We start from the raw sequence: 21,400 nt of genomic DNA, 5'->3' as shown, positions 1-21,400 counted from the left end.
ACCATCGCGCCGGAAAGGCGTCAAAACCGCACGCCCGTTGTCACGGTCTGACGGCCATGCGTCGCAAGGGATTCGAGGACCGTACAGCGATGGAATTGCATCGGTTTGGCTGGCATGCGATGTGCTTGCTACTTCAGGGATTCCGAACGAGTCAGGTGCCAGCTGGCGCCGTTCGTGCGGAGGGGAACCAGAATCGGGGGGCTATGATGGATCTTGGTAGAAGTGGATTGCGCGTACTTCTCGCGCTGATGCCGATGTGGCCGGCGGTCGGTTCGGCGGCGACACTGTCGGCAGGCGGAGACCATACCTGCGCGATCGATGTCGACGACGGTCATGTGCGCTGCTGGGGGCGGGGCAACTCGGGGCAGCTCGGCGACGGCTATTCGATCCTGCTCGACCGCGCAGCACCGGTCGAGGTCGACACGTCCGAAGAGCGCCTTCGCTCCGTCGCTTCTGGCGGGAGCCATAGCTGCGGACTTACTACGTCGGGTGGCGTGCGATGCTGGGGCCTCAATTCGAGTGGTCAGCTCGGTGATGGCACCATGCTCTATCGGGCGGTGCCGACGCCAGTGACGGGACTCTCCAGCGGTGTGAAAGCTCTAGCGGTGTGAAAGCTCTGGCGCTCGGTACGTCGCACACTTGCGCGCTGATGCAGACCGGTGGCGTCAAATGCTGGGGTGAAAGCGACAACGGCCGCCTCGGCACAGGTCAGACATCGGACCAGCCCGTACCGGGCGATGTGCTTGGTCTAGCCGGCGCCATCGCTATCGGCGCAGGCGAGGAGCACGGCTGTGCACTCATCAGCGGCGGCCAGATGAAGTGCTGGGGTCGCAATAATGCAGGGCAGATCGGCGACGGCACGACGACGACGCGGACGACGCCGGTTGCGGTGACGGTCAGCGGAAGCGTTTCCGCGATCGCGGTCGGCGGCTATCACACGTGCGCTTTGACCTCGACTGGCGGCATGCAGTGCTGGGGCCGCAACAGCTCGGGACAACTCGGGGACGGCACCAATTCCAGTCGCAGCCTGCCGGTCGCCGTCGACGGGCTTGCCAGCGGCGTGACCCGCATTGCAGCAGGGGGTGACCATACTTGCGCACTCGCGGCCGGTCAGGTGTTGAAGTGCTGGGGCGAAAACGGAAGCGGGCAGGTCGGCGACGGCACGACGGCCGACTTCAACCGGCCGACCAATGTCAGCGGCATGAATGGCGCAATCGTCGAAATGTCGCTCGGCGACAACAATAGTTGTGTTCGGAGTAGCTACAACAGGATCCTGTGCTGGGGCAATACCGACTATGGCAAGAGCGGCAACGGCAATACGATCCATTGGAATCTGGAAGCCATCCTTCGCCCCTGGATCGTTTCGGGATTGACATCGGCGCCGGTGCGCCTGGCATTGCGCCGGAATACGAGTTGCGCGGCGACCGAAGCCGGCGGGGCGATGTGCTGGGGAGTGAACGACTACGGTCAAGTGGGCAACGGTGCACAGACGACGAGCGGCGGCGGCATCGATTCGTCCGGCGCCAGCGACGTGTACGGACTGGAAAGCGGCGTGCTGGATGTCGCGGCAGGCGAGCAGCACGCGTGCGCGGCGAAGGCGGACGGAACCGTCTGGTGCTGGGGCCGCAACAACTACCACCAGCTCGCCGACGGTACGACGATCGCGCGCAACACGCCGGTGCCGGTGCTGGGTGCCAGCGACGCCGTCGCAGTCACCGCAGGCTTGTCCTTCACCTGCGCATTGACGTCCGCAGGGGCTGTCATGTGCTGGGGTCGCAACGACTCGGGCCAGCTCGGCGATGGCAGCCTCGAGGATCGCGATCACGCGGTCGCGGTGGTCGGGCTCGATCACGCTGTCGTATCCATCAGCGCGGGCGAACGGCACATCTGCGCATTGCTGGATGATGGCGGCGTGAAGTGCTGGGGACGCAATTTCCGCGGTCAGGTCGGCGACGGCAGCACGACGGACCGCTACCTGCCGACGGCGATCGACGATTCCGGAACCCCTTACGCGGCGATTTCCGCTGGCGGTGAACACACCTGCGGCATGACGACGGCCGGCGCTGCGAAGTGCTGGGGCTACAACCCTTACGGCGAGCTCGGCGACGGCACGCAGGTCCAGCGTACGGCGCCGGTCAGCGTGGACGGTCTCGCATCCGGTGTCACGGCGATCGGTGCGGGCGGCTACCACAGCTGTGCGGTCAAGGACGGCCTGCTGAAATGCTGGGGCCACAACAACAACTATCAGGTCGGTGACGGAACCTTGGCGACGCGCATCCTGCCGGTCGACGTTGTCGGCCTGGGCGGAACGGTCGTTGCAATCGCCCTCGGCTACGACGGTTCATGCGTGCGCCTTGCCGACGGTCGTGCCAGGTGCTGGGGATCCGACTACTCCGGGCAGCTCGGCGACGGCTCGATCGGCAACAACATGACGGCGCCGGTCGACATCGGTCGGTGGTTTCGCACCGACGTCATCTTCCGCGATGGCTTCGATTGACCACGAGCACTGGACATTTTCGAGGTGACGCATGAACCGACGCATTCAATCGCAGGTACTCGTTCTGCTTGCGGTTTCAGGGACTGCAATGACCGGCACGGCGCGGGCACAAGGGCGTCTCGACGAGCTGGCCCGATACGGTGGCTCGTATTCGACCGATTGCGCCAATCCGCATGCGGTGCGCGTCCGGATACTGCCGACCGGAATCGTGCTCGAGCGGGATTCACGCCGGATGCAGTCGGGCGGCGTGCAGCCCGTGTATTCGACGTTCGGCAACACGGAGCCGCCGCAGGGGTTCGAGGTGGAGTTCATGTCGGACCGGCTTGATTTCCATGTCTACCGGGATCGCCTTGGACTCTACGTCGAGGATGGCGGCAGCCATCCGGATGCGCAGGCAATCCTCGCTGGCGACCGGCGCAAACTCCGTGATTGCGACAGCGCAAAGCGACGCAAGCCGGAGATGCCTACGGCGCCGCCGTCGGCGGCACCGGGATCGCAGGAACCGATCGGCTCGAGCTGGCAACTGATGGCGAGCGATCCACGCTTCAAGCGCGCCTATCACGCGGCACTGGGAGCCTACCGGAAAGTCTCCTGGCTCGCGGACATGGGGCAGAACACCGATTTCGGGACGACGCGCATCGGCAATGTCGAGTATCTCGTGGTCGGCGCGTGTCAGCCGCACAACTGTGCGGACAACCATGTGCGAACGCTCTACGACCGTGCGCGCGGGACGGTCTACGGTGCCGTGTACCTGGAGGGGCGACCACCCCATGCGATCGGCAATCCGCCGTCAGGCGTCATGGCGGAACTGCATCGCCTGGAGGCAAAGGATCAAGCCCGACTCTACGGACGCCCGCGATGACAACACTCCGCGACTGAACCGGCTCGGAGAGGGAAGGCCGCAGCGAAGCGTCGACGCCGCAGGCGCAGTGCCGATTGTGCGCGGGCGCGAAGGCGGCGGACCCGGCATCGTTCACGCCACGGAGGCCCTATTCGCAGTCGTCGTCGTGGATCGCATCCGCAATTCCGGGCGAGCGCCCGAAGGGGGAGGACCATGGTGGAACAATCACAGCCGATGCGCGGAACCATCTCGAGGGTCCCGGCAGACGGCATGCAGGGTGTCATTGCGAACGACGGCGGACAGTGGTCGTTCGAACTCGAACGCACGTGGCAATCGCCGGGTGCGCCCATGCCTGGCCAGGCCGTCGAGTTCACGACCGACGCGCAAGGTGTCGTCACGCGCGTCGTCGCCGTCACCGCATCGCAGCTCGCTGCCGAGAAGTTGCGCCAGGCGACCGGCGCCGCGGCTGAGTGGGCCCAGGGTCCCGGCAAGGAGAAGCTGATGCAGGCGACGGACGCCGCAGCCAAGTGGGCAAAGGGCCCCGGACGCGAGAAGCTCGGCAAGGGATTCACCGCGATCAAGAAGGCCGAGCTGGAAGCGCCACAGATCGCGCGTGACGGCCACAATTTCGTCTATGGCAAGACGACCGTCGAGTTCAGCATATTGACCGGCGAGGTCATGAGCTCGGACAAGTACAGCGAAACGCACGTCCATGGCGGTGGTGGCGGCGGCTATGTCACGACCGGTGCGCTCGGTCACGTGCACGGCAGCACCAGCCCGGTGCGGATCAGCTCGACGGTCGACAGGACGCACGAGTTCTGGTTGCGCGCCGGCGACGGCACGGAGCATGCGGTGCGGCTCGCGCATCACGACATTCCGTTGCGTGCCGGTCAGAAAGTTTCCCTGATCTCGTTCCGCAGCGCGGGTGCGTCCAACGGATGGTATTCCGCGTTGGTGAACCACAGTGCAGGCCGGCACTGGCATCTGTTTCGCGGACAGGGCATCAACAAGAAGCTCGGCGTCGAACGCTACACAGGCATGTCCATCCTGATCGCTGCGGGAATTTATCTGCTCATCAACACCGTTCTCGTCAGTCCGCTGTTCTTGCTTTTCGCGAAAATGGGCTGGACGTCGGCCGCAGCGGCCATGGGCGGCATCTCGCTCGTGGCCGTAGTGCTGGCGATCGCCTACGTGATCTACCGATTCTTCCGCAGGTCCGGGCGCATCGCCAAGGTCGGCGCCAGGCTGGACGAGCATCAGGAAGCGTTGATCCGAGAAGCTTATGCGAAAGGATGACGCGAGCGCGCGTTGTTCGGAGTTCCGTGACCCTGAGTGCGCGTTGCCGAGGAGCAAATAAAAAAATGGCACGATGCCTAATCTTCACGAGCGCCGAGCGTTCGGGGTGGGCATCAGGAGGGGTTCGATGGCATCGGGCATCGGCGAACACCGGCTGGCAGGCGTGATGTTCCTGCTGGCGCCGATCGCGTCCGCCGCGGCGGACGCCTCGGACATCATCTTTTCCGGCGGGTTCGAATGGGTCTGCTCACCGCAGCTCGCACTGCCCGACGGCATGCGCACGTGGCAGCCCGTCGGCAACATCAGCTATGGCTCCGATACGACGCACGTCCGCCCGAACGTGAACATTACCGAATGGGACAATCTGTGGGGGTTTTCCTCGGTCATCGATTCCGTGCCGGTGTCATGGCCGGGCTTCAGCGACGCGCCTGCGCCGACGCTGCGCAATTTCGGCAAATGGAACTACGTGGCAGCACATTTCCGCACGCCGGCAGCGCCGGGAAATCTTTCGGGTCGGTTCGGTTATTCCGAAGTGCCGTCATCGCCGCCTGCCCGTGTCACCATGGCGATCAGCAGCGCCTGCGGAGATTTCGCGGCGCATCTGCCGACGCCAGGTTGCCTGAAGGCGGACGTCGAGGCGGGTAATGCGCTCGTCTTCTGGCATTTCTCGACGACCGCACCGGATACCGCGTGCCCGCTGCAACCCGGCGCCGACTACTACGTGAACATCATGATCGCGAACCCCGAAAGTGTCGTGCCGCAAGCCGTCGTGGTGGGCATGAATTCGGTATGGCAGCCCTGAAGCGCGCACGTTGGCGTCCAGCCGGGGAAAGCCGGCAGGTCTCCCGGCCCCGCGGCGGAACGCGCAAGCCGCATGGATGGCTCAGCGACATCGGCTAGGGCGGGCTGCTCGTGATGGACGGCAAGGATCCGCCGCGAGTCGGGGCGGACGCCGCGAGAGCCATCGTTGCCGGCGGCCGCATGGGCCGCCCTGCATCGTGGCGAGGTGGAACGGAAAGGGACGCCGAATGTGCTTCGACGGCCCCGTTCCGTGCCGATGGGTTGCGGATGATGAAGGTAGCGCGAGCCCGCGGCTCCGCCCGGCGCTACAACGGACTGCCGCCGAACTTGTGCGTGTACTGCACGTAGACGGTGCGGCCGACCGCGTCGAACCACGAGATGTCGTAGTACGGATACGCGGTGTAGGTCGGGTCGTGCGGCGGCATCTTGTTGAAGAGGTTCGTCACCGCGAGCGAGAGGCGCGCGTGGTCGCCGAACGTGTACTGCGCGGACGCATTGAAGCGGTAGGTCGGCGCGATCGTCGGGCCCGGATCCCCGTCTTCCCAGACCTGGTCGTACGACCAGCCGTTCGGCAGGCGGCCGAGGCGTTCGCCGTGCAGGGTCGCCGACCATGCGTCCTTTTCCCAGGTCACGCTCGCGCTCGTCTTCGTGCGCGGGATGTCGAAGCCGCTGTTGACCTCGAATTCGTCCTCGACGCGATCGCCCTTGTACTGCTGGAAGTCGTGGCGCTTGACCCAGGTGTGGTTCGCCGACAGCGTGAAGCGGCCGACCGACGTGTCGAAGCGGTAGCGCGCCGAAAGGTCGGCGCCGCTCGTCGTTTCGCGCGCGACGTTGATCGGATTGACGTAGATGCCGTAGAGCGAACCGTTGCTGCTGCGCGTGATGCGCGCGAGTGCATCGACGCAGGTCGGCGAGTTGATGTCGAGGTCACCGAGGCGGCACGACGCCTCGTCGCGCAGGATCGAGTCGACGCTCATGTCCTGCACCTGGTTGCGCATGTCGATGTCGAACCAGTCGAGCGAGAGGTCGAGGCCGTCGAGCGGGGACCAGACGAAGCCCGCGGTCCATGACTTGCTCGTTTCCGGGTCGAGCTTGCGATTGCCCGCGCGCGTGCGGATCAGGCCTTCGGAATATTCCTCGCAGTCATCGGCGTCGTCGTTGAGGCAGTTGTAGTAGTCGATGCCCGAGGTTTCGTCGTTGCCGACGCCGGCGTAGACGTAGTGCAGGTCCGGGGCGCGGAACGCGGTGCCGTACGAGCCGCGCACGAGCAGGCTGTCGATCGGCCGCCACTCGAGGCCGGTGCTCCAGGTCGCCTTGCCGATCTCGTGGCCGGAGTAGCGGTACTGGTCGTAGCGGCCGGCGAGGCTGAGGTTGAGCGTGTCGACCACGGGCATGCGCAGTTCGCCCGCGCCGGCCCAGCGGTTGCGGCTGCCGTGGCCGTCGGAATCGCGCCAGCTGTAGTAGTAGTACTCGGTCGCGAGCGGATCGGGATTGAGGTCGTACGCCTGCCGGCCGACTTCGAGCGTGCCGGAAAATCCCGCGTCGCCGCCGGGCAGCGCGAACAGGTCGATCGTGCTCGCGGTGAACGCGGCGGTGCTCGTTTCCGATTCCGGATGGTAGACCGTGCGCGCGGCGATCGAGTCGTACTCGGCGCGCGTGAGCGGCGTGTACAGGCGCGTCGGGTCGGCATCGAAGATCGGCAGGCCGTCGTCGTCCTCGCCGACCGGCTCGCCGAGGAACAGCGCGTTCGCGCGCGCGGCGACGATCTGCGGCCAGCTGATCGTCGCGTCGTAGCGCGAATGGCTCAGCGACGCCTCGTAGTTCCACGACTCGCCGAACGTGCCCTTGAAGCCGGTGGTGATGCCGAACGTGCGCTGCGTCGTCTCGATCATGCCGCGATTCAGGCCGCCCATTTCCTCGGGCGAGAACTGGCGCTGCCAGTATTCGATGCCGCCGGTCGCCTGGTTGTTGAAATAGCCTTCCTCGTTGCCGTCCGGCGCCATGTAGCTCCACGAGGTGACGTCGCGGAAGATGTCGACCGTGTGGTGGCCCGCCTGCAGGTCGGCGAACCATTCGCTGCCGTTGCCGAACGCGTACGACAGCGACGCGTAGCCGTTGATGCCGCGCCGCTTGCTGAGGATCGTGCCGTAACCGATCGACTTGTCGCTGCCGCAGTAGTAGCCGGGGCCGTAGTCGTCGAGGTCGGGATCGTACGGACCCCAGCCCGGGCGCGAGGCATGGTAGGTGCTGCCGCGGTTCTGGCCGGCGAGCGCCGCGCAGGTCGCCGCGCCGGGGTCGAGGTAGGTGTCGGTGTCGTCGGTGCGCAGGTACGCGCGGCGCGCCGCGCGCGAACTCGCGGTCGGCGCGTCGAGCGTCGAATCCTGGATGTCGCGGTCGTACGCCCACAGCGGGTTCTGCGAGGTGAACTCGAGGCTGTAGACCCCGCTGAAGTCGCCGTGTTCGAAGCCGCTGACGATGCTCGCGTCGAACGAGGAACCGCCGCCTTCGGTGGTCGTGCCCGCGCGCACGTCGAGGACGGTGCCATCGATGCGCTTCTTCAGGATGAAGTTGACGACGCCCGAGATCGCGTCCGAGCCGTAGATCGCCGACGCACTACCGGTGAGAACCTCGATGCGGTCGATCATCCCGATCGGGATGTTGGAGATGTCGGTGAAGTTGCTGCGCCCCTTGAACGGCATCGGGAAGTCGGCGATGCGGCGGCCGTTGACGAGCACGAGCGTGTGGTTGGGCCCGAGGCCCCGAAGGTCCACCTGTTGTGCGCCGGGCGAGAAGTCGGCGCCGCTCGCCGACTGCTGGCTCTGCGTCTCGCCGCCGTTCTGGGTCATCGCGCGCAGCACGTCGGGCACGGTGGTGAAGCCGTTCGCCTTGATTTCCTCGGCGGTGATCACGGTGATCGGCGCGGGACCTTCGATCTGCGCGCGCGGGATGCGCGAGCCGGTGACCTGCAGGGTTTCGAACTTCGTCACCGGCTTGTCGTCCGGTGGCGGATTCGCCGGCGTGCTCTTCGGCTGCGCGGCCGGCGCCGCCGGACGTTCCGCCGCGGCCTGGTCGCGTTCGATCAGCACGGCGCCCGACGCATCGCGGGTCGCGCTGAACCCGCTGCCGCGCAGCAGGCTCTCCAGCGCCTGTTCGGTCGAGGTCGCGCCATGCACGCCCGCGGTGTGCACGCCCTTGAGCTGGTCGGCGCGATAGACGAGCTGGGTGCCCGACTGGCGCGCGAGCGTGTTCAACGCAGTCGCGAGGTCGCCGGCCGGCACGTCGATCGTGGAGGAAGAGGAGACCTGCGCCTGCGCGAGCGCGGTGGAGCAGGCGAGACTGAGCAGCAGCATACGCAACGGACGACGCATCGACGACACTCCCCTGGGCGCTCGGGACGGCGCCTTCTTCGACAGCAGGACGAACGAGCGAACCGATTCCCCCATCGGCGGCACGCGCGGAGCCGACCCCGTGATCAGCGCGCGTGCAGCACGATCCGGTCCGGCAGCCGCTCGGCGCGCACGGGGAAGCCCATTTCGACCAGCCTCACGAAGCTGTCGAGGTTCGCCCAGCGGAAGTTGCCGCCGATGCGCAGCTCGCCGACCGTGGCGTCGGCGAGTTCGAGCTTGCGCGTGTTGAAGCGATTGAACTCGGCCGCCGCACTCGCCAGCGTGGCGTCGTCGAAGGTGAGGAAACCGCTACGCCATTCGAGGTAGCGTTCCGCTTCGGCGACCGGCAGCGAGCGCACGAACACGCCGTTGCGCCCCGCGGTCGCGACGCTGCCCGCGGGCAGCAGCGACACCGGCGTGGCGCGGCCATCGGCGCCCGGTGGCGCGTCGAGGCGCACCTTGCCCTCGGTGACGACGACGCGCACGTCCTGCGCATCGCTGCGCACCGAGAAGCGCGTGCCGACGGCGGTCACGTGGCGCCCGCCGGCCGTCACGACGAACGGCCGGCCGGTGTCGTGCGCGACGTCGAAATACGCTTCGCCCTCGAGCAGTTCGACGTCACGCTCGCCGCGCGTCATGCGCACGTGCACGCGGCTGCCGCTGCTCAGCACCGCGCTGCTGCCGTCGGCCAGCGTCACCGCCTGCACCTGCCCGACCGTGCTCGCATAGTCCGCCTCGGATCGGCCGCCCAACCGCCAGCCGAGCCACAGCGCGGAAGCGGTCGCGGCCAGCGCGAAGCCGGCGGCGAGTGCGTATCGCCAGCGGCGCCCCGGCTGCGGCGCGCGCGCACGCGCTGCGCGCACGTACGCCGCGGGCGCGACGGGCCCGAGCGTCCATGCACCGCGGGGCGGTACGGTGCCACCGGGCAGCCCGGCGGCGAGCGCCTGCAAACGCCCCGCTTCGCGCCATGCCGACTCGAGGCGCAGGAACTCGACGCGATGACGCGTCGATGCACGCAGCCATTCCTCGAGCGCGCGTTCATCGTGCGCGCTCCAGTCGCCGCGGTCGCGGCGCGCGAGCCACTCGGCGGCTGCGTGCTCAATCCGCCTGCTGTCGTGCATCGTCCTCGTCCTCTTCGCTGGCCGTCCATGCCCGGAGCGCGCCGCCGCGCGGCTCGCCGCCGTACAGGTGATCGGCGATCAGGCGCATTCCCTTGGCCAGGTGCTTTTCCACCGTCTTGCCGCTGATGCCCAGGCGCTCGGCCACGTCCTTCTGCGGCAGTTCCTCGACGCGCCGCAGCCATACGACTTCGCGGCAGCGGTCGGGCAGGCGGTCGAGCGCTTCGGCGAGCCGCTTGAGCGCCTGGCGCGCGCCGGCCCAGCGCTCGGGCGAGACGTCGTCGACGAGATAGACGTTCGAGGGCTCGAAATCACCCACCGGCTCGATCGACACGACGCGGCCGCGCCGCGCGCGATCGGTCATCAGATGGCGCGCGGTCGCGAACAGGAACGCCTGCGACGACGCCGGACGACTGCGCGCAGCGGCCTCGTACACGCGCGCGTAGACCTCCTGGCGCAGGTCGTGCAGCTCGTCGCGCTGCGGCCAGCAGCGCTGCAGGTAGTGCACGAGCGCGCGTTCGTGCACGAGGATCTCGCGGGCGAACCAGTCGTCGAGGTCGGTGGGCATGGGCTCACTCTAGCAAGGACGACGGGATGCAGGGCATGCATGGTGTACGCCTCGTGGGGCTTGGCACCCGTGGCACGTTGGCGGCCCTTGGCGCACCACATGGCCGTCATTCCCGCGAAAGCGGGAATCCATTGTGCTCTTGCTGTCGATGCGCATGGCTTCCATTGCTGGAACGCGGCGCTGTCGCACGATTCCGCTCGCCTCGGCGGCGAGCGGGTGTCTTCTCTTTGCTTGCCCAAAGAGAAGGCACCAAGAGAAAGGGCACCCCGCGTCGCCGCCCGCGAGGCTGCGCCTCGCGGGTCCGCGGTCGTCGGCCGGTTGCGCCGACAGCGCATCCTGCGCTGACGGCGCAATGCGCGCGATCCCTCGCGCGCACCCTTCGGGCTTTTTCGGCCGACGCCCGCCGGCGCCGAGGGGACCCGGTGGAGCAAAGCAAGAGCACGAAGAGCACGAGCACCAAGAGCCTCCCTCTTCGTCGTCCCGGCGAATGCCGGGACCCAGCGTCTGCTTCGGACGCCGGAACGAACCGCTGGATTCCGCCTTTAGCCGGAACGACGGCACATCTTTTTGCCCGCTGCGGAGGCGACGGAACCTCGCGATGACGCCGCGTTCTGCGATGCAAGCCCCGCAGCGATCGGCGCACCGGGCTGCGTACGTGATAATCCGCCCGGTGGGCCGAGCTGCCACTCCGAAATGGGGGAACCTGGCTCGCGGTTCGTCTAATGAAACGGCAGCGATCGGCTGCGCGTTGAAAAGGGGAGTGGCGGCATGGTGCACGTGACGGCCGGGTACCGATGGATCGCGGGCTTGCTGCTCGCCTGCATGTTCGCGGCGACGGCGCATGCCGGCGCGCACTACGATCGCTACGTGCTCGGCGACCCCGCGGCGAAGACGCCCGGTCGCGTACAGCCCGGCCTGCTGCTCATGGGCGGCGGTGACCGCAACTTCGATGCCCTGCGCTGGTTCATGCAGCGCGCCGGCAACGGCCACATCGTCGTGCTGCGCGCCTCGCAGGCCGGCGAGATCGGCGAGGAGTTCTACAACGACGTCGGCGGCATCGCCTCGGTCGAGACGTTCGTGTTCAAGGATCGCGAAGCGTCGAGCGATCGGGCGATCCTGCGCAGCCTCGCGCGCGCCGACGGCATCTTCATCGGCGGCGGCGACCAGTCGCGCTACGTGCGCTACTGGCGTGGCACCCCGGTCGCAAAGGCGCTCGACGCGCACGTGCACGCGGGCAAGCCGCTCGGCGGCACCAGTGCGGGCCTCGCGATGCTCGGCGAATACCTCTACGGCGCGATGGACGGCGGCAGCCAGATCAGCCCGCGCGCGCTCGCCGACCCGCTCGGCCCGGAGAACACGATCGAGGCGGATTTCCTCCACCTCGAGCGCCTGAAGGGCATCGTCACCGACACGCATTTCAGCGAACGCAACCGCCTCGGGCGGCTCGTCGCCTTCGTCGCCAAGGCGGAGTCCATCGCGGGTCATCCGCTGCTCGGCCTCGGCGTCGATGAAGACGCCGCGGTCGCGGTCGACGGTGACGGCACCGCGCGCGTGTACGCGACCGCGCCCGGCGCGGGCGCGACCGTCGTGAAAGGCGGCTTCGTTGCACAGGCCGAGGACAAGCCGATGCAGCAGGCGCGCATCGACACGATCGGCGTAGGCACCGCGTCGCTGCTGCATTTGCCCGAGGGGCGCGTCGACAAGCCGATGTTCGAGCGCCGTTACGCCGTGCGCGACGGCATCCTCGTCTCGATGGGCTCGCCGATGCTGGTGATCCACGGCGGCGCCGGCGTCGAACGCAAGGAGATGACGGCGGCCGACGAAACCGCCGCACGCAGCGCGCTCGAAGCCGCGCTGCGCGCCGGTCATGCCGAGCTCGAGGCGGGCAAGCCCGCCGTCGAAGCGGTGACCGCGGCGATCCGCGTGCTCGAGGACGCGCCGCAGTTCAACGCGGGTCGCGGTGCGGTGTTCAACCACGACGGCCGCAACGAACTCGACTCGTCCATCATGGACGGCGCGAGCGGCAAGGCCGGCGCGGTCGCCGGCGTGCACCGCGTGAAGAACCCGATCCTGCTCGCGCGCACGGTCATGGACAAGTCGCGTCACGTGATGATGGTCGGCGACGGTGCCGAGGCATTCGCGAAGGAGCAAGGCATCACGCTCGTCGATCCCAAGTACTTCCGCACCGAGAAGCGCTGGGAACAGTTGCAGAAGGCACTGCGCGACGAGAAGGCCGGCGTCGCGTTGCTCGACATCGGCCGCAACTACTTCGGCACCGTCGGCGCACTCGCGCTCGACGCCGAAGGCCATCTCGCCGCGGGCACCTCGACCGGTGGCATGACCAACAAGCGCTACGGACGCGTCGGCGATTCGCCGATCATCGGCGCGGGCACCTGGGCCGACGAACGCTGCGCGGTGTCGGGCACGGGCTGGGGTGAGTTCTACATCCGCGACGCGGCCGCGCACGAGATCTGCGCGCGCGTGCGCCTGTCCGGCGAATCGATCGCACGCGCCGCGCGCGAGGTCATCAACGGCGAGATCCCGAAGGCCGGGGGTGACGGCGGCGCGATCGTGCTCGGCAGCGACGGTTCGTTCGCATTCCCGTTCAACACCGAAGGCATGTACCGCGGCTGGATCGGCGCCGACGGCGAACCGCACGTGGCGATCTACGCACAGGACGCGCTGCGCGGCGACGAGCATTGAGACGGCGCGCCGCGCGCGTCCGAACGCAGCGGCGGTCGCGCAAAAAAAACGCCCCGCAGTGTCCGGCGTCTCGCGACGTGCGGCTGCGGGGCAGTGATCGGCGGCCACGGGGAACGGGACCGCCGATGTGGGGGGCGGTGCCATGCATGTGCACCGCGCGCCCGGGGGAACTGGTCAGCTCACGTCCTCCTTCCGTACCGGCCAACCTGGAGGTCTCCCAGACTTGGTCGGATCGCGAGCTGGACGTGGACGATAGGAGGCAGTCCCCGCACGTGCGGTGAATGCGCACGCAGGGATGCGGCGCATGTTCAGGTGAGGTTCGCGGTCTGGCTGCGCGCGGGCCGAGCGAGGGGCGGTCACCATGGGCGCGGACCTGTGCGCGACGCCGGCATCGGCCGCCGGCGGCATTCGCCCACAGGTGGGCTCTACTGACCGGCATCCCCGATTCGCGTTCCCCGCCCCCTGCCGCTACGATAGGAATGGGCCGTTCGCGGCCCTTTTTTCCCCTCGCGGACCCCTGGATCGGATGAAAACCCTGCTCGTCACCGGCGGCGCCGGCTTCATCGGCGGCAACTTCGTGCTCGGTACCCTGGCCCGGGGCGGCTGGCGCATCGTCAACCTCGACGCGCTCACCTATGCGGGCAATCGCGACACGCTCGCCGACGTCGAGGGGCGCGACGACTATGCGTTCGTGCACGGCGACATCGGCGACGCGGCGCTCGTCAAGCGCCTGTTCGCCGAACACGCGCCCGACGCGATCGTCAATTTCGCCGCCGAATCGCACGTCGACCGCTCGATCGACGGCCCGGCCGCGTTCGTGCAGACCAATGTCGTCGGCACGCTCAACCTGCTCGAATGCGCGCTCGCCTACTGGCGCGCGCTGCCGCTCGAGCGCCAGGACGGCTTCCGCTTCCTGCACGTGTCGACCGACGAGGTGTACGGCTCGCTCGGCCCGGTCGGCCGCTTCAGCGAGGAATCGCCGTACCAGCCCAACTCGCCGTACTCGGCGTCGAAGGCGGCGTCCGACCACCTCGTGCGCGCGTTCCATCACACGTACGGGCTGCCTGTGCTCACGACGAACTGCTCGAACAACTACGGCCCGTTCCAGTTCCCCGAGAAGCTCATCCCGCTGATGATCCAGAAGGCGCTCGCGGGCGAGCCGTTGCCGGTGTACGGCGATGGCCGCAACGTGCGCGACTGGCTCTACGTCGGCGACCACTGCGCGGCGATCCGCCGCGTGCTCGAGATCGGTCGCGTCGGCGAGGTCTACAACGTCGGCGGCGACGCCGAGCGCGAGAACATCCACGTCGTGAAGACGATCTGCGCGCTGCTCGACGAACGCCGCCCGCTCGCCGACGGCCGCAGGCGCGAATCGCTGATCACCTACGTCAAGGACCGGCCCGGCCACGACCGCCGCTACGCGATCGACGCCTCGAAGATCAAGCGCGACCTCGGCTGGCGCCAGACCGAATCGTTCGAATCCGGCCTCGCGCGCACGGTCGACTGGTACCTCGACCATCAGGACTGGGTCGGGCGCGTCCTCGACGGCAGCTACCGGATGGAACGATTGGGCGTTTGAGGTTCAAGAGCGGAAAGATTGAAACACGAAGGACACGAACGAAAGCAGATCAAGAGATTGAAACACGGAGCACACGGAGCAAACGGAGAAAGCAAAGCAAAGAAGAGCTTTTCACGTTGAGACTTTTCCTCCGTGTGCTCCGTGTTTCAGGCTTTTTCACGGATTCTGCTTTTCCTTCGTGTCCTTCGTGTTTCAATCGTCTGCTCTTGCTTTTCGGAGAATCGGAGTAAAAAGACAATGACGACGAGGCGCGGGATCATCCTCGCGGGCGGTTCGGGCACGCGGCTCTACCCGGTGACGCAGGCGGTCAGCAAGCAGCTGCTGCCGGTGTACGACAAGCCGATGATCTACTACCCGCTGTCGACGCTCATGCTCGCCGGCATCCGCGACGTGCTCGTGATCAACACGCCGCACGAGCAGGCCTTGTTCCAGCGCCTGCTCGGCGACGGTTCGCAATGGGGCATTTCGATCCGCTATGCGGTGCAGGCGTCGCCCGACGGGCTCGCGCAGGCGTTCCTGATCGGACGCGAGTTCGTCGCGGGGGAGCCCTCCTGCCTCGTGCTCGGCGACAACATCTTCTACGGCCACGGCTTCACCGAGCAGCTCGCGCGCGCGGCTTCGCGCCGGCAGGGGGCGACCGTGTTCGGTTACTGGGTGCGCGATCCGGAGCGCTACGGCGTCGCCGAGTTCGACGCGAGCGGCCGCGTGATCGGGCTCGAAGAAAAGCCCGCGCAGCCACGTTCGAACTGGGCGGTGACCGGACTCTACTTCTACGACGGCGACGTCTGCGACCATGCGGCCGCGCTGAAGCCCTCGCCGCGCGGCGAACTCGAGATCACCGACCTCAACCGCCGTTATCTCGACGCCGGACAGCTCATGCTCGAGAAACTCGGTCGCGGTTATGCGTGGCTCGACACCGGCACGCACGAATCGCTCGTGCAGGCCTCCAACTACGTCGAGACGATCGAGAACCGGCAAGGGCTCAAGGTCTGCTGCCCTGAGGAGATCGCATTCCAGCAAGGCTGGATCGATGCCGAGCAGGTGCTGCGCCTCGCCGCGCCGCTGGCCAAGAACGGCTACGGGCAATACCTGCAGGCGATGGTCAAACAGGGCCGAATCTCTTGAAAATCATCAAGACCGAACTCCCTGGCTGCGTCGTGATCGAGCCGGCCGTGCACGGCGATGCGCGCGGCTATTTCTACGAGAGCTTCAACCAGCAGCGTTTCGCCGATGCGGGCTTCACGCTGCAGTTCGTGCAGTCGAACGTGTCGCGCTCCGCGCGCGGCGTGCTGCGCGGCCTGCACTACCAGTGGCCGAACCCGCAAGGCAAGCTCGTGAGCGTGCTCGAAGGGGAGGTCTACGACGTCGCGGTCGACATCCGCGTCGGCTCGCCGACGTTCGGCCGCTGGGCCGCGGCGATCCTGTCGGCGGACAACAAGCGCCATTTCTGGGTGCCGGAAGGCTTCGCGCACGGCTTCGCCGTGCTCTCCGAGTACGCGACCTTCGTCTATCAGTGCACCGCGCTGTACGACCGCGCGAGCGACGCCGGCATCCGCTGGAACGACGCCGCGCTCGCGATCGACTGGCCGATCGCCGAACCCTCGTTGTCGGACAAGGACATGAAGGCACCGTTCCTCGCCGACGTCCCGCGCGACAGGCTGCCGACGTACCCGTGAGAAGCGGGGGAAGCCGCGACGCCATTTCTTGAGGCGGAGGGCCGAAGCACCGCGCAGAAGGCCAGGCACCTCATGGGTGCGACTTCATTCGCGATGCCCGATGAGCCTCGGGCGTGCGCCGGGCCAACGCGGTGCACTAGGATGCGCGGATGAACATCTCCCCTGACCGCGTCCTGCTGCTCGGCGCCAATGGCCAGGTCGGGCGCGAGCTGCAGCGCGCGCTGGCGGGGCGCGACGTCGTCTTTGCGACGCGCGCAGGCACGCTCGCCGACGGCACGCCGTGCCTCGCGGGCGATCTCGCCGACGCGGCCTCACTCGCGCGCGCGCTCGACGAGGCGGGGGCGGAGACGATCGTCAACGCGGCCGCGTACACCGCGGTCGATCGCGCCGAAGACGAGCCGGAGCTCGCCGATCGCATCAACCATCGCGCGGTCGGCGAGATCGGTGCGTGGGCCGCGGCGCACGATGCGCACGTCGTGCACTACTCCACCGACTACGTGTTCGACGGCCACGGCATCCCGGGTGCGGACGGTTCGCCGCGCGCCTATCGCGAGGATGATGCGACCGCGCCGCTCGGCACGTACGGGCGCAGCAAGCTCGCCGGCGAGCAGGCACTCGCGGCGAGCGGTGCGTCGCATCGGATTTTCCGCACGGCCTGGGTGTACGCCTCGCACGGCCACAACTTCCTGCGCACGATGCTGCGCCTCGCGGCCGAGCGCGAGGAGTTGCGCGTGGTCGCCGACCAGATCGGGGCGCCGACGCCGGCGCGGTGGATCGCGGACGTGACCGCGGGCGTCACGACGTCGAGCCCTGCGTCGTCGGGCCTCGGCGGCGTGTTCAATCTGGTCGCCGCCGGGCGGTGCAGCTGGTACGACTTCGCCAGTGCGATCGTCGAGGGGGCGGCCGCGCGGGAGCTGATTGCGCGGGCGCCACGGGTCGTGCCGATCGCCACGGCGGATTTCCCGACCCGGGCGCGCCGGCCGGCCTGGTCCGTGCTCGACGGCGCCCGGCTGGAAGCCGCATTCGGGCTACAATTGCCGGATTGGCGCGCGGGTCTGGACCAGGTCCTCGACGAACTCGCGGCCGCCGGCCCGGCGTGACGCGTCGCGGCCGGGCTTGAAGCGCCGGCCGCCTGCCGGTGCAGGAGTTCGCACACCATGCTCGTCCCCGTGATCCTGTCCGGCGGTGCCGGCACCCGCCTCTGGCCCGTCTCGCGCAGTGCCTACCCGAAACCGTTCATGCGCATGGGCGATGGGGAGTCGCTGCTCAAGAAGACGCTCGACCGCGCCTTGCGCTGCGCCGACGACGGCACCGTGCTCACGGTGACCGGCCGCGATTACTACTTCCTCACGCGCGACGAGTACGCGCAGCACGAAGGCGCGAACCTCGACACCTTGCCGTTCCTGCTCGAACCCGCGGGCCGCAACACCGCGCCGGCGGTCGTGCTCGCCGCGCTGCACGCGCGCGACCGCGTCGGCGCAGACGCAACCCTGCTGATCCTGCCGGCCGACCACCTGATCCGCGACCTCGACGCATTCGTCGCCGATGCGCGGCGCGCCGCGGCGCTCGCCGCCGATGGCTGGCTCGTCACGTTCGGCATCCGCCCGACGCATCCGGAGACGGGTTTCGGTTACATCCGCATGGGCGAGGCGATCGCCGGACGCGACGGTCGCGGCGTCGCCGCGTTCGTCGAGAAGCCGAACCTGCAGACCGCGGAGAGCTACGTCGCCTCGGGCGACTACGTGTGGAACTCGGGCATGTTCTGCTTCCGCGCCGACGCGCTGCTCGCGGTCGCGTCGGAAGTCTGCCCCGACGTGCTGAAGGCGGCCGAGGCCTGCCATGCGCACGCGATGAACCACGAAAGCCCGATCGAGTTCGACCGCGAGGCGTTCCTCGCCCAGCCGGACATCTCGATCGACTACGCGATCATGGAACGCGCGCCGAAGGTCGCGGTCGTGCCGGCCTCGTTCGACTGGAGCGACATCGGCTCGTGGAAGGCGATGAGCGACCTCGAAGCGGAGGCCGACGACCAGGGCAACCGCGTGCGCGGCCAGGCGATCGTCGTCGAGAGCACCAACTGCTACATCCAGTCCGACGCACGCATGGTCGCCGCGGTCGGCGTGCAGGACCTCGTCATCGTCGATACCGGCGACGCCGTGCTCGTCTCGCACCGCGAGCGCGCGCAGCAGGTCAAGCTCGTGGTCGAGCGCCTGCGCGCGACCAACCACGCGGCCGCCAACGTGCACCAGACCGTGCACCGCCCGTGGGGCAGCTACACCGTGCTCGAGGACGCCGACGACTGCAAGGTCAAGCGCCTCACCGTGAAGCCCGGCCACGTGCTGTCGCTGCAGCTGCACCATCGCCGCAGCGAGCACTGGACCGTGGTCGAGGGCACCGCCAAGGTGCGCGTCGGCGAGGAGGAATTCCTGCTCCAGCGCAACCAATCCACCTACATCCCGATGAACACCGTGCATCGGCTCGAGAACCCGACCGACCGCGACATCCACCTCATCGAGGTGCAATGCGGCGACTACTTCGGCGAGGACGACATCGTGCGCCTTGAGGACCGCTACGGCCGCGCGCAGGCGGCGGCGAAGTAGCGAAGCGTGCCATGGTACGACCCGCCGCCCCGCGCGGCTGTGGTAGAAACGGAAGTGTCCGGCCCGCACGGGGGCGCATCGCGCGGCGTGGCCGGAAAGTGAACACAGGGAGAGGATCGATGACGACACGCCATCCGGGGATGTTCGCCGCGCTCGCGGCATGGGCTGCGGCCGCGGGGTCGGTGCATGCCGCGGATGGCGCGGCGCCGGCGCCCGTCCCGTACGCGGACCTCGCGCGCCATGAGCAGTTCCGCGAGGTGAAGATCTCGCCCAACGGCGATTACCTCGCCGCAGCCGCGGTCGTCGACGACAAGACCGTGCTGTCGCTGATCCGCCTGTCGGACATGAAGGGCGTCAACCTGCGCCCGCGCGACTCGCGCGAACTCGCCTCGTTCTGGTGGGTCGCTCCCGGGCGCGTGATGTACACGATCGGCGAGCGCGCCGGCGCGCTCGAGACGCCGGTGCCGACCGGCGAACTCTACGCGGTCAATGCCGACGGCACCGGCGACGGCGTGCTGTTCGGCTATCGCGCCGGCAACCAGGGCGCGACGCACATCGCGCACGCGACCAGCCGGCGCGCCTACGCGACGCTGGTCGACCCGCTGCGCGACGATCCCAAGCGCGCGCTCATCGCCGCGTATTCGTTCAACAGCACCAACGGCGTGTTCCCGACGGTCGAGAAGATCGACCTCTACACCGGCGTGACGATGCCGGTGACGACCTCGCCGCTGCGCGATGCGGATTTCATCACCGACCACCACGGCATCGTGCGCTTCGCGTTCGGCACCGACGTCGACCAGGCGCGCAAGGTCTGGTACCGCGCCGGCGACGACGCGAAGTGGGAACTGGTGTTCGACGAGAACAAGGACCACCAGCGCCTGCGGCCGCTCGGCTTCAACCGCAAGGAGGACAAGGTCTACTTCGACTGCGCCGGCAGCAAGGGCGTCGGCGGCGTCTGCATCTGGGACGTCGACTCGCGCAAGCTGTCGACGTTGTGGAGCGGCACGGTCAGCGGCCCGCTTGAACTCGTGCCCTCCGCCGACGACAAGGACGCGATCGCGCTGCGCACGATGCCCGACCGCACCGCGACGACGCTCATCGACGCGCAGGCGCCCGAGGCGAAGCTGCTCGCGGGCCTCCTGCAGCAGTTCCCCGGCGAGGACGTGCGCATCACCAGCGCGACGCTCGACGGCAGCAAGATCGTGTTCGCGGTCAGCAGCGACCGCAACCCGGGCCAGTTCTTCCTCTACGACGAGAAGGCGCGCAAGGCGAGCTTCCTGCTCGCGAACCGGCCCTGGATCAAGCCCGAGCAGATGGGCACGATGGAACCGATCACGCTGAAGGCGCGCGATGGCCTCGAGCTGCACGGCTACCTCACGCGTCCGCCCGGCAAGGAGCAGGCGAAGAACCTGCCGCTGGTCGTATACGTGCACGGCGGCCCGTACGGCGTCCGCGACCAGTGGGAGTTCGATCCCTACGTGCAGGTGCTCGCGACGCGCGGCTACGCGGTGCTGCAGGTCAACTTCCGCGGTTCGGGCAACTACGGCAACGCCTTCCTCACCGCGGGCTACCGCGAATGGGGCGGCAAGATGCAGGACGACGTCACCGACGCGACGCGCTGGGCGATCGGGCAGGGCATCGCCGATCCCAAGCGGCTGTGCATCTTCGGTGGCAGCTACGGCGGCTATGCGGCACTGGAAGGCGCGGTGAAGGAACCAGACCTGTACCGGTGCGCGATCGGCTACGTCGGCGTGTACGACCTGCGCCTCATGTACACGCGCGGCGACATCCCGCAGTCCTCGTGGGGCGAGAACTACCTGAAGCTCGTGCTCGGCGAGGACAGCGAGCAGCTGTGGGACCGCTCGCCCGCCGCGCACGCGGACCGCATCAAGGCCAGGGTGATGCTCGTCGTCGGCGGCCAGGACTGGCGCGTGCCGCCGGTGCAGGGCGAGGCGATGCGTTCGGCACTCAACAAGGCGAACATTCCCTACGAATGGCTGTACCAGCGCACCGAAGGCCACGGCTTCTACGACGAGGACCACGCCGAGGACCTTTTCAAGAAGCTCGTCGCGTTCCTCGACAAGGCGATCGGCCCGCAGGCGGCGGGCGAAGCGGTCGCCGCGGAATGACGGCGTCGGGCCGGAGCTGATCCGGCGCCGTTCTCCGGTCATCTCGCCCTTGTTCTTCGCGGTGCCCAAGCAGCATCGCGCGCTAACGCACGCGTGCAGCGCGCGGCGCGCACGGCCGCCGGGGTGCTTTTCAACCCCGCTCGTCCCCTGCACGCGTTCCCGTGTCGCGAGGATGTCGCGGAACCGCCCGTTTCCGCGTTACCCAT

At 68.1% G+C, this 21,400-nt stretch carries 15 protein-coding genes and 1 pseudogene; 13 read left to right on the top strand and 3 right to left on the bottom strand.

Annotation, left to right across the window (positions count from 1 at the left end):
• Nucleotides 1-227: 227 nt before the first annotated feature.
• The 5 genes from EV148_RS13405 to EV148_RS13385 all read left to right on the top strand — a co-directional run bounded on the left by EV148_RS13405 (nt 228) and on the right by EV148_RS13385 (nt 5,436).
• Nucleotides 228-611 carry an RCC1 domain-containing protein gene (locus EV148_RS13405; RefSeq protein ID WP_158287465.1) on the top strand — a complete coding sequence of 128 codons (384 nt, stop codon included), beginning with the start codon at nt 228-230 and terminating at the stop codon, nt 609-611.
• Nucleotides 608-2,497 carry an RCC1 domain-containing protein gene (locus EV148_RS13400; protein WP_131999082.1) on the top strand — a complete coding sequence of 630 codons (1,890 nt, stop codon included), beginning with the start codon at nt 608-610 and terminating at the stop codon, nt 2,495-2,497. The genes EV148_RS13405 and EV148_RS13400 overlap by 4 nt, the downstream gene beginning before the upstream one ends.
• 31 nt (nt 2,498-2,528) lie before the next feature.
• Nucleotides 2,529-3,359 (top strand): Ivy family c-type lysozyme inhibitor, encoded by an 831-nt coding sequence (locus EV148_RS13395; RefSeq protein ID WP_131999080.1) that lies wholly within the window; start codon nt 2,529-2,531, stop codon nt 3,357-3,359.
• A 213-nt stretch (nt 3,360-3,572) separates the two neighbouring features.
• Nucleotides 3,573-4,634 carry a hypothetical protein gene (locus EV148_RS13390; protein ID WP_131999078.1) on the top strand — a complete coding sequence of 354 codons (1,062 nt, stop codon included), beginning with the start codon at nt 3,573-3,575 and terminating at the stop codon, nt 4,632-4,634.
• Nucleotides 4,635-4,761: 127 nt separating this feature from the next.
• A complete protein-coding gene (locus EV148_RS13385) occupies nt 4,762-5,436 on the top strand; it encodes a hypothetical protein (protein ID WP_131999076.1) in 675 nt (224 codons plus the stop codon).
• A 304-nt stretch (nt 5,437-5,740) separates the two neighbouring features.
• Here the strand turns inward: EV148_RS13385 and EV148_RS13380 are convergent, their stop codons facing one another.
• From EV148_RS13380 to EV148_RS13370, 3 genes are all read right to left on the bottom strand, one after another.
• The gene (locus EV148_RS13380; protein WP_131999074.1) at nt 5,741-8,803 is read right to left on the bottom strand and encodes a TonB-dependent receptor; all 3,063 of its coding nucleotides are present in this window, start codon (nt 8,801-8,803) and stop codon (nt 5,741-5,743) included.
• A 104-nt stretch (nt 8,804-8,907) separates the two neighbouring features.
• Nucleotides 8,908-9,942, bottom strand: a complete 1,035-nt coding sequence (locus EV148_RS13375; RefSeq protein ID WP_131999072.1) for a FecR family protein — start codon at nt 9,940-9,942, stop codon at nt 8,908-8,910.
• The gene (locus EV148_RS13370) at nt 9,920-10,507 is read right to left on the bottom strand and encodes an RNA polymerase sigma factor (RefSeq protein ID WP_131999071.1); all 588 of its coding nucleotides are present in this window, start codon (nt 10,505-10,507) and stop codon (nt 9,920-9,922) included. The genes EV148_RS13375 and EV148_RS13370 overlap by 23 nt, the downstream gene beginning before the upstream one ends.
• 768 nt (nt 10,508-11,275) lie before the next feature.
• Between EV148_RS13370 and EV148_RS18965 the strand changes: the two are divergent.
• The 8 genes and pseudogenes from EV148_RS18965 to EV148_RS13335 form a co-directional block, all read left to right on the top strand.
• Nucleotides 11,276-12,037, top strand: a pseudogene (locus EV148_RS18965) (cyanophycinase); the annotation flags it as partial.
• 177 nt (nt 12,038-12,214) lie between these two features.
• The gene (locus tag EV148_RS18960) at nt 12,215-13,210 is read left to right on the top strand and encodes an isoaspartyl peptidase/L-asparaginase family protein (RefSeq protein ID WP_241988097.1); all 996 of its coding nucleotides are present in this window, start codon (nt 12,215-12,217) and stop codon (nt 13,208-13,210) included.
• A gap of 526 nt (nt 13,211-13,736) precedes the next feature.
• Nucleotides 13,737-14,789: a dTDP-glucose 4,6-dehydratase gene (rfbB, locus tag EV148_RS13360; RefSeq protein WP_131999067.1), complete on the top strand. Its 1,053-nt coding sequence runs from the start codon at nt 13,737-13,739 to the stop codon at nt 14,787-14,789.
• A gap of 237 nt (nt 14,790-15,026) precedes the next feature.
• Nucleotides 15,027-15,914, top strand: coding sequence for a glucose-1-phosphate thymidylyltransferase RfbA (gene rfbA, locus EV148_RS13355; protein WP_131999065.1), 888 nt, complete (start codon nt 15,027-15,029; stop codon nt 15,912-15,914).
• The gene (rfbC, locus tag EV148_RS13350) at nt 15,911-16,465 is read left to right on the top strand and encodes a dTDP-4-dehydrorhamnose 3,5-epimerase (protein ID WP_131999063.1); all 555 of its coding nucleotides are present in this window, start codon (nt 15,911-15,913) and stop codon (nt 16,463-16,465) included. Before rfbA ends, rfbC begins: the two co-directional genes overlap by 4 nt.
• A gap of 149 nt (nt 16,466-16,614) precedes the next feature.
• Nucleotides 16,615-17,565, top strand: a complete 951-nt coding sequence (gene rfbD / locus EV148_RS13345) for a dTDP-4-dehydrorhamnose reductase (RefSeq protein WP_131999061.1) — start codon at nt 16,615-16,617, stop codon at nt 17,563-17,565.
• 57 nt (nt 17,566-17,622) lie between these two features.
• Nucleotides 17,623-19,065, top strand: a complete 1,443-nt coding sequence (locus EV148_RS13340; RefSeq protein ID WP_131999059.1) for a mannose-1-phosphate guanylyltransferase/mannose-6-phosphate isomerase — start codon at nt 17,623-17,625, stop codon at nt 19,063-19,065.
• Between the two features lie 119 nt (nt 19,066-19,184).
• Nucleotides 19,185-21,194 (top strand): alpha/beta hydrolase family protein, encoded by a 2,010-nt coding sequence (locus EV148_RS13335; protein ID WP_241988088.1) that lies wholly within the window; start codon nt 19,185-19,187, stop codon nt 21,192-21,194.
• Nucleotides 21,195-21,400 lie beyond the last annotated feature (206 nt).

This window comes from Dokdonella fugitiva, from assembly GCF_004342425.1.
Taxonomy (GTDB): domain Bacteria; phylum Pseudomonadota; class Gammaproteobacteria; order Xanthomonadales; family Rhodanobacteraceae; genus Dokdonella_A; species Dokdonella_A fugitiva.
The sequence above is the reverse complement of the archived record's forward strand: the minus strand, read 5'-3'. Positions and strand labels throughout refer to the sequence as shown.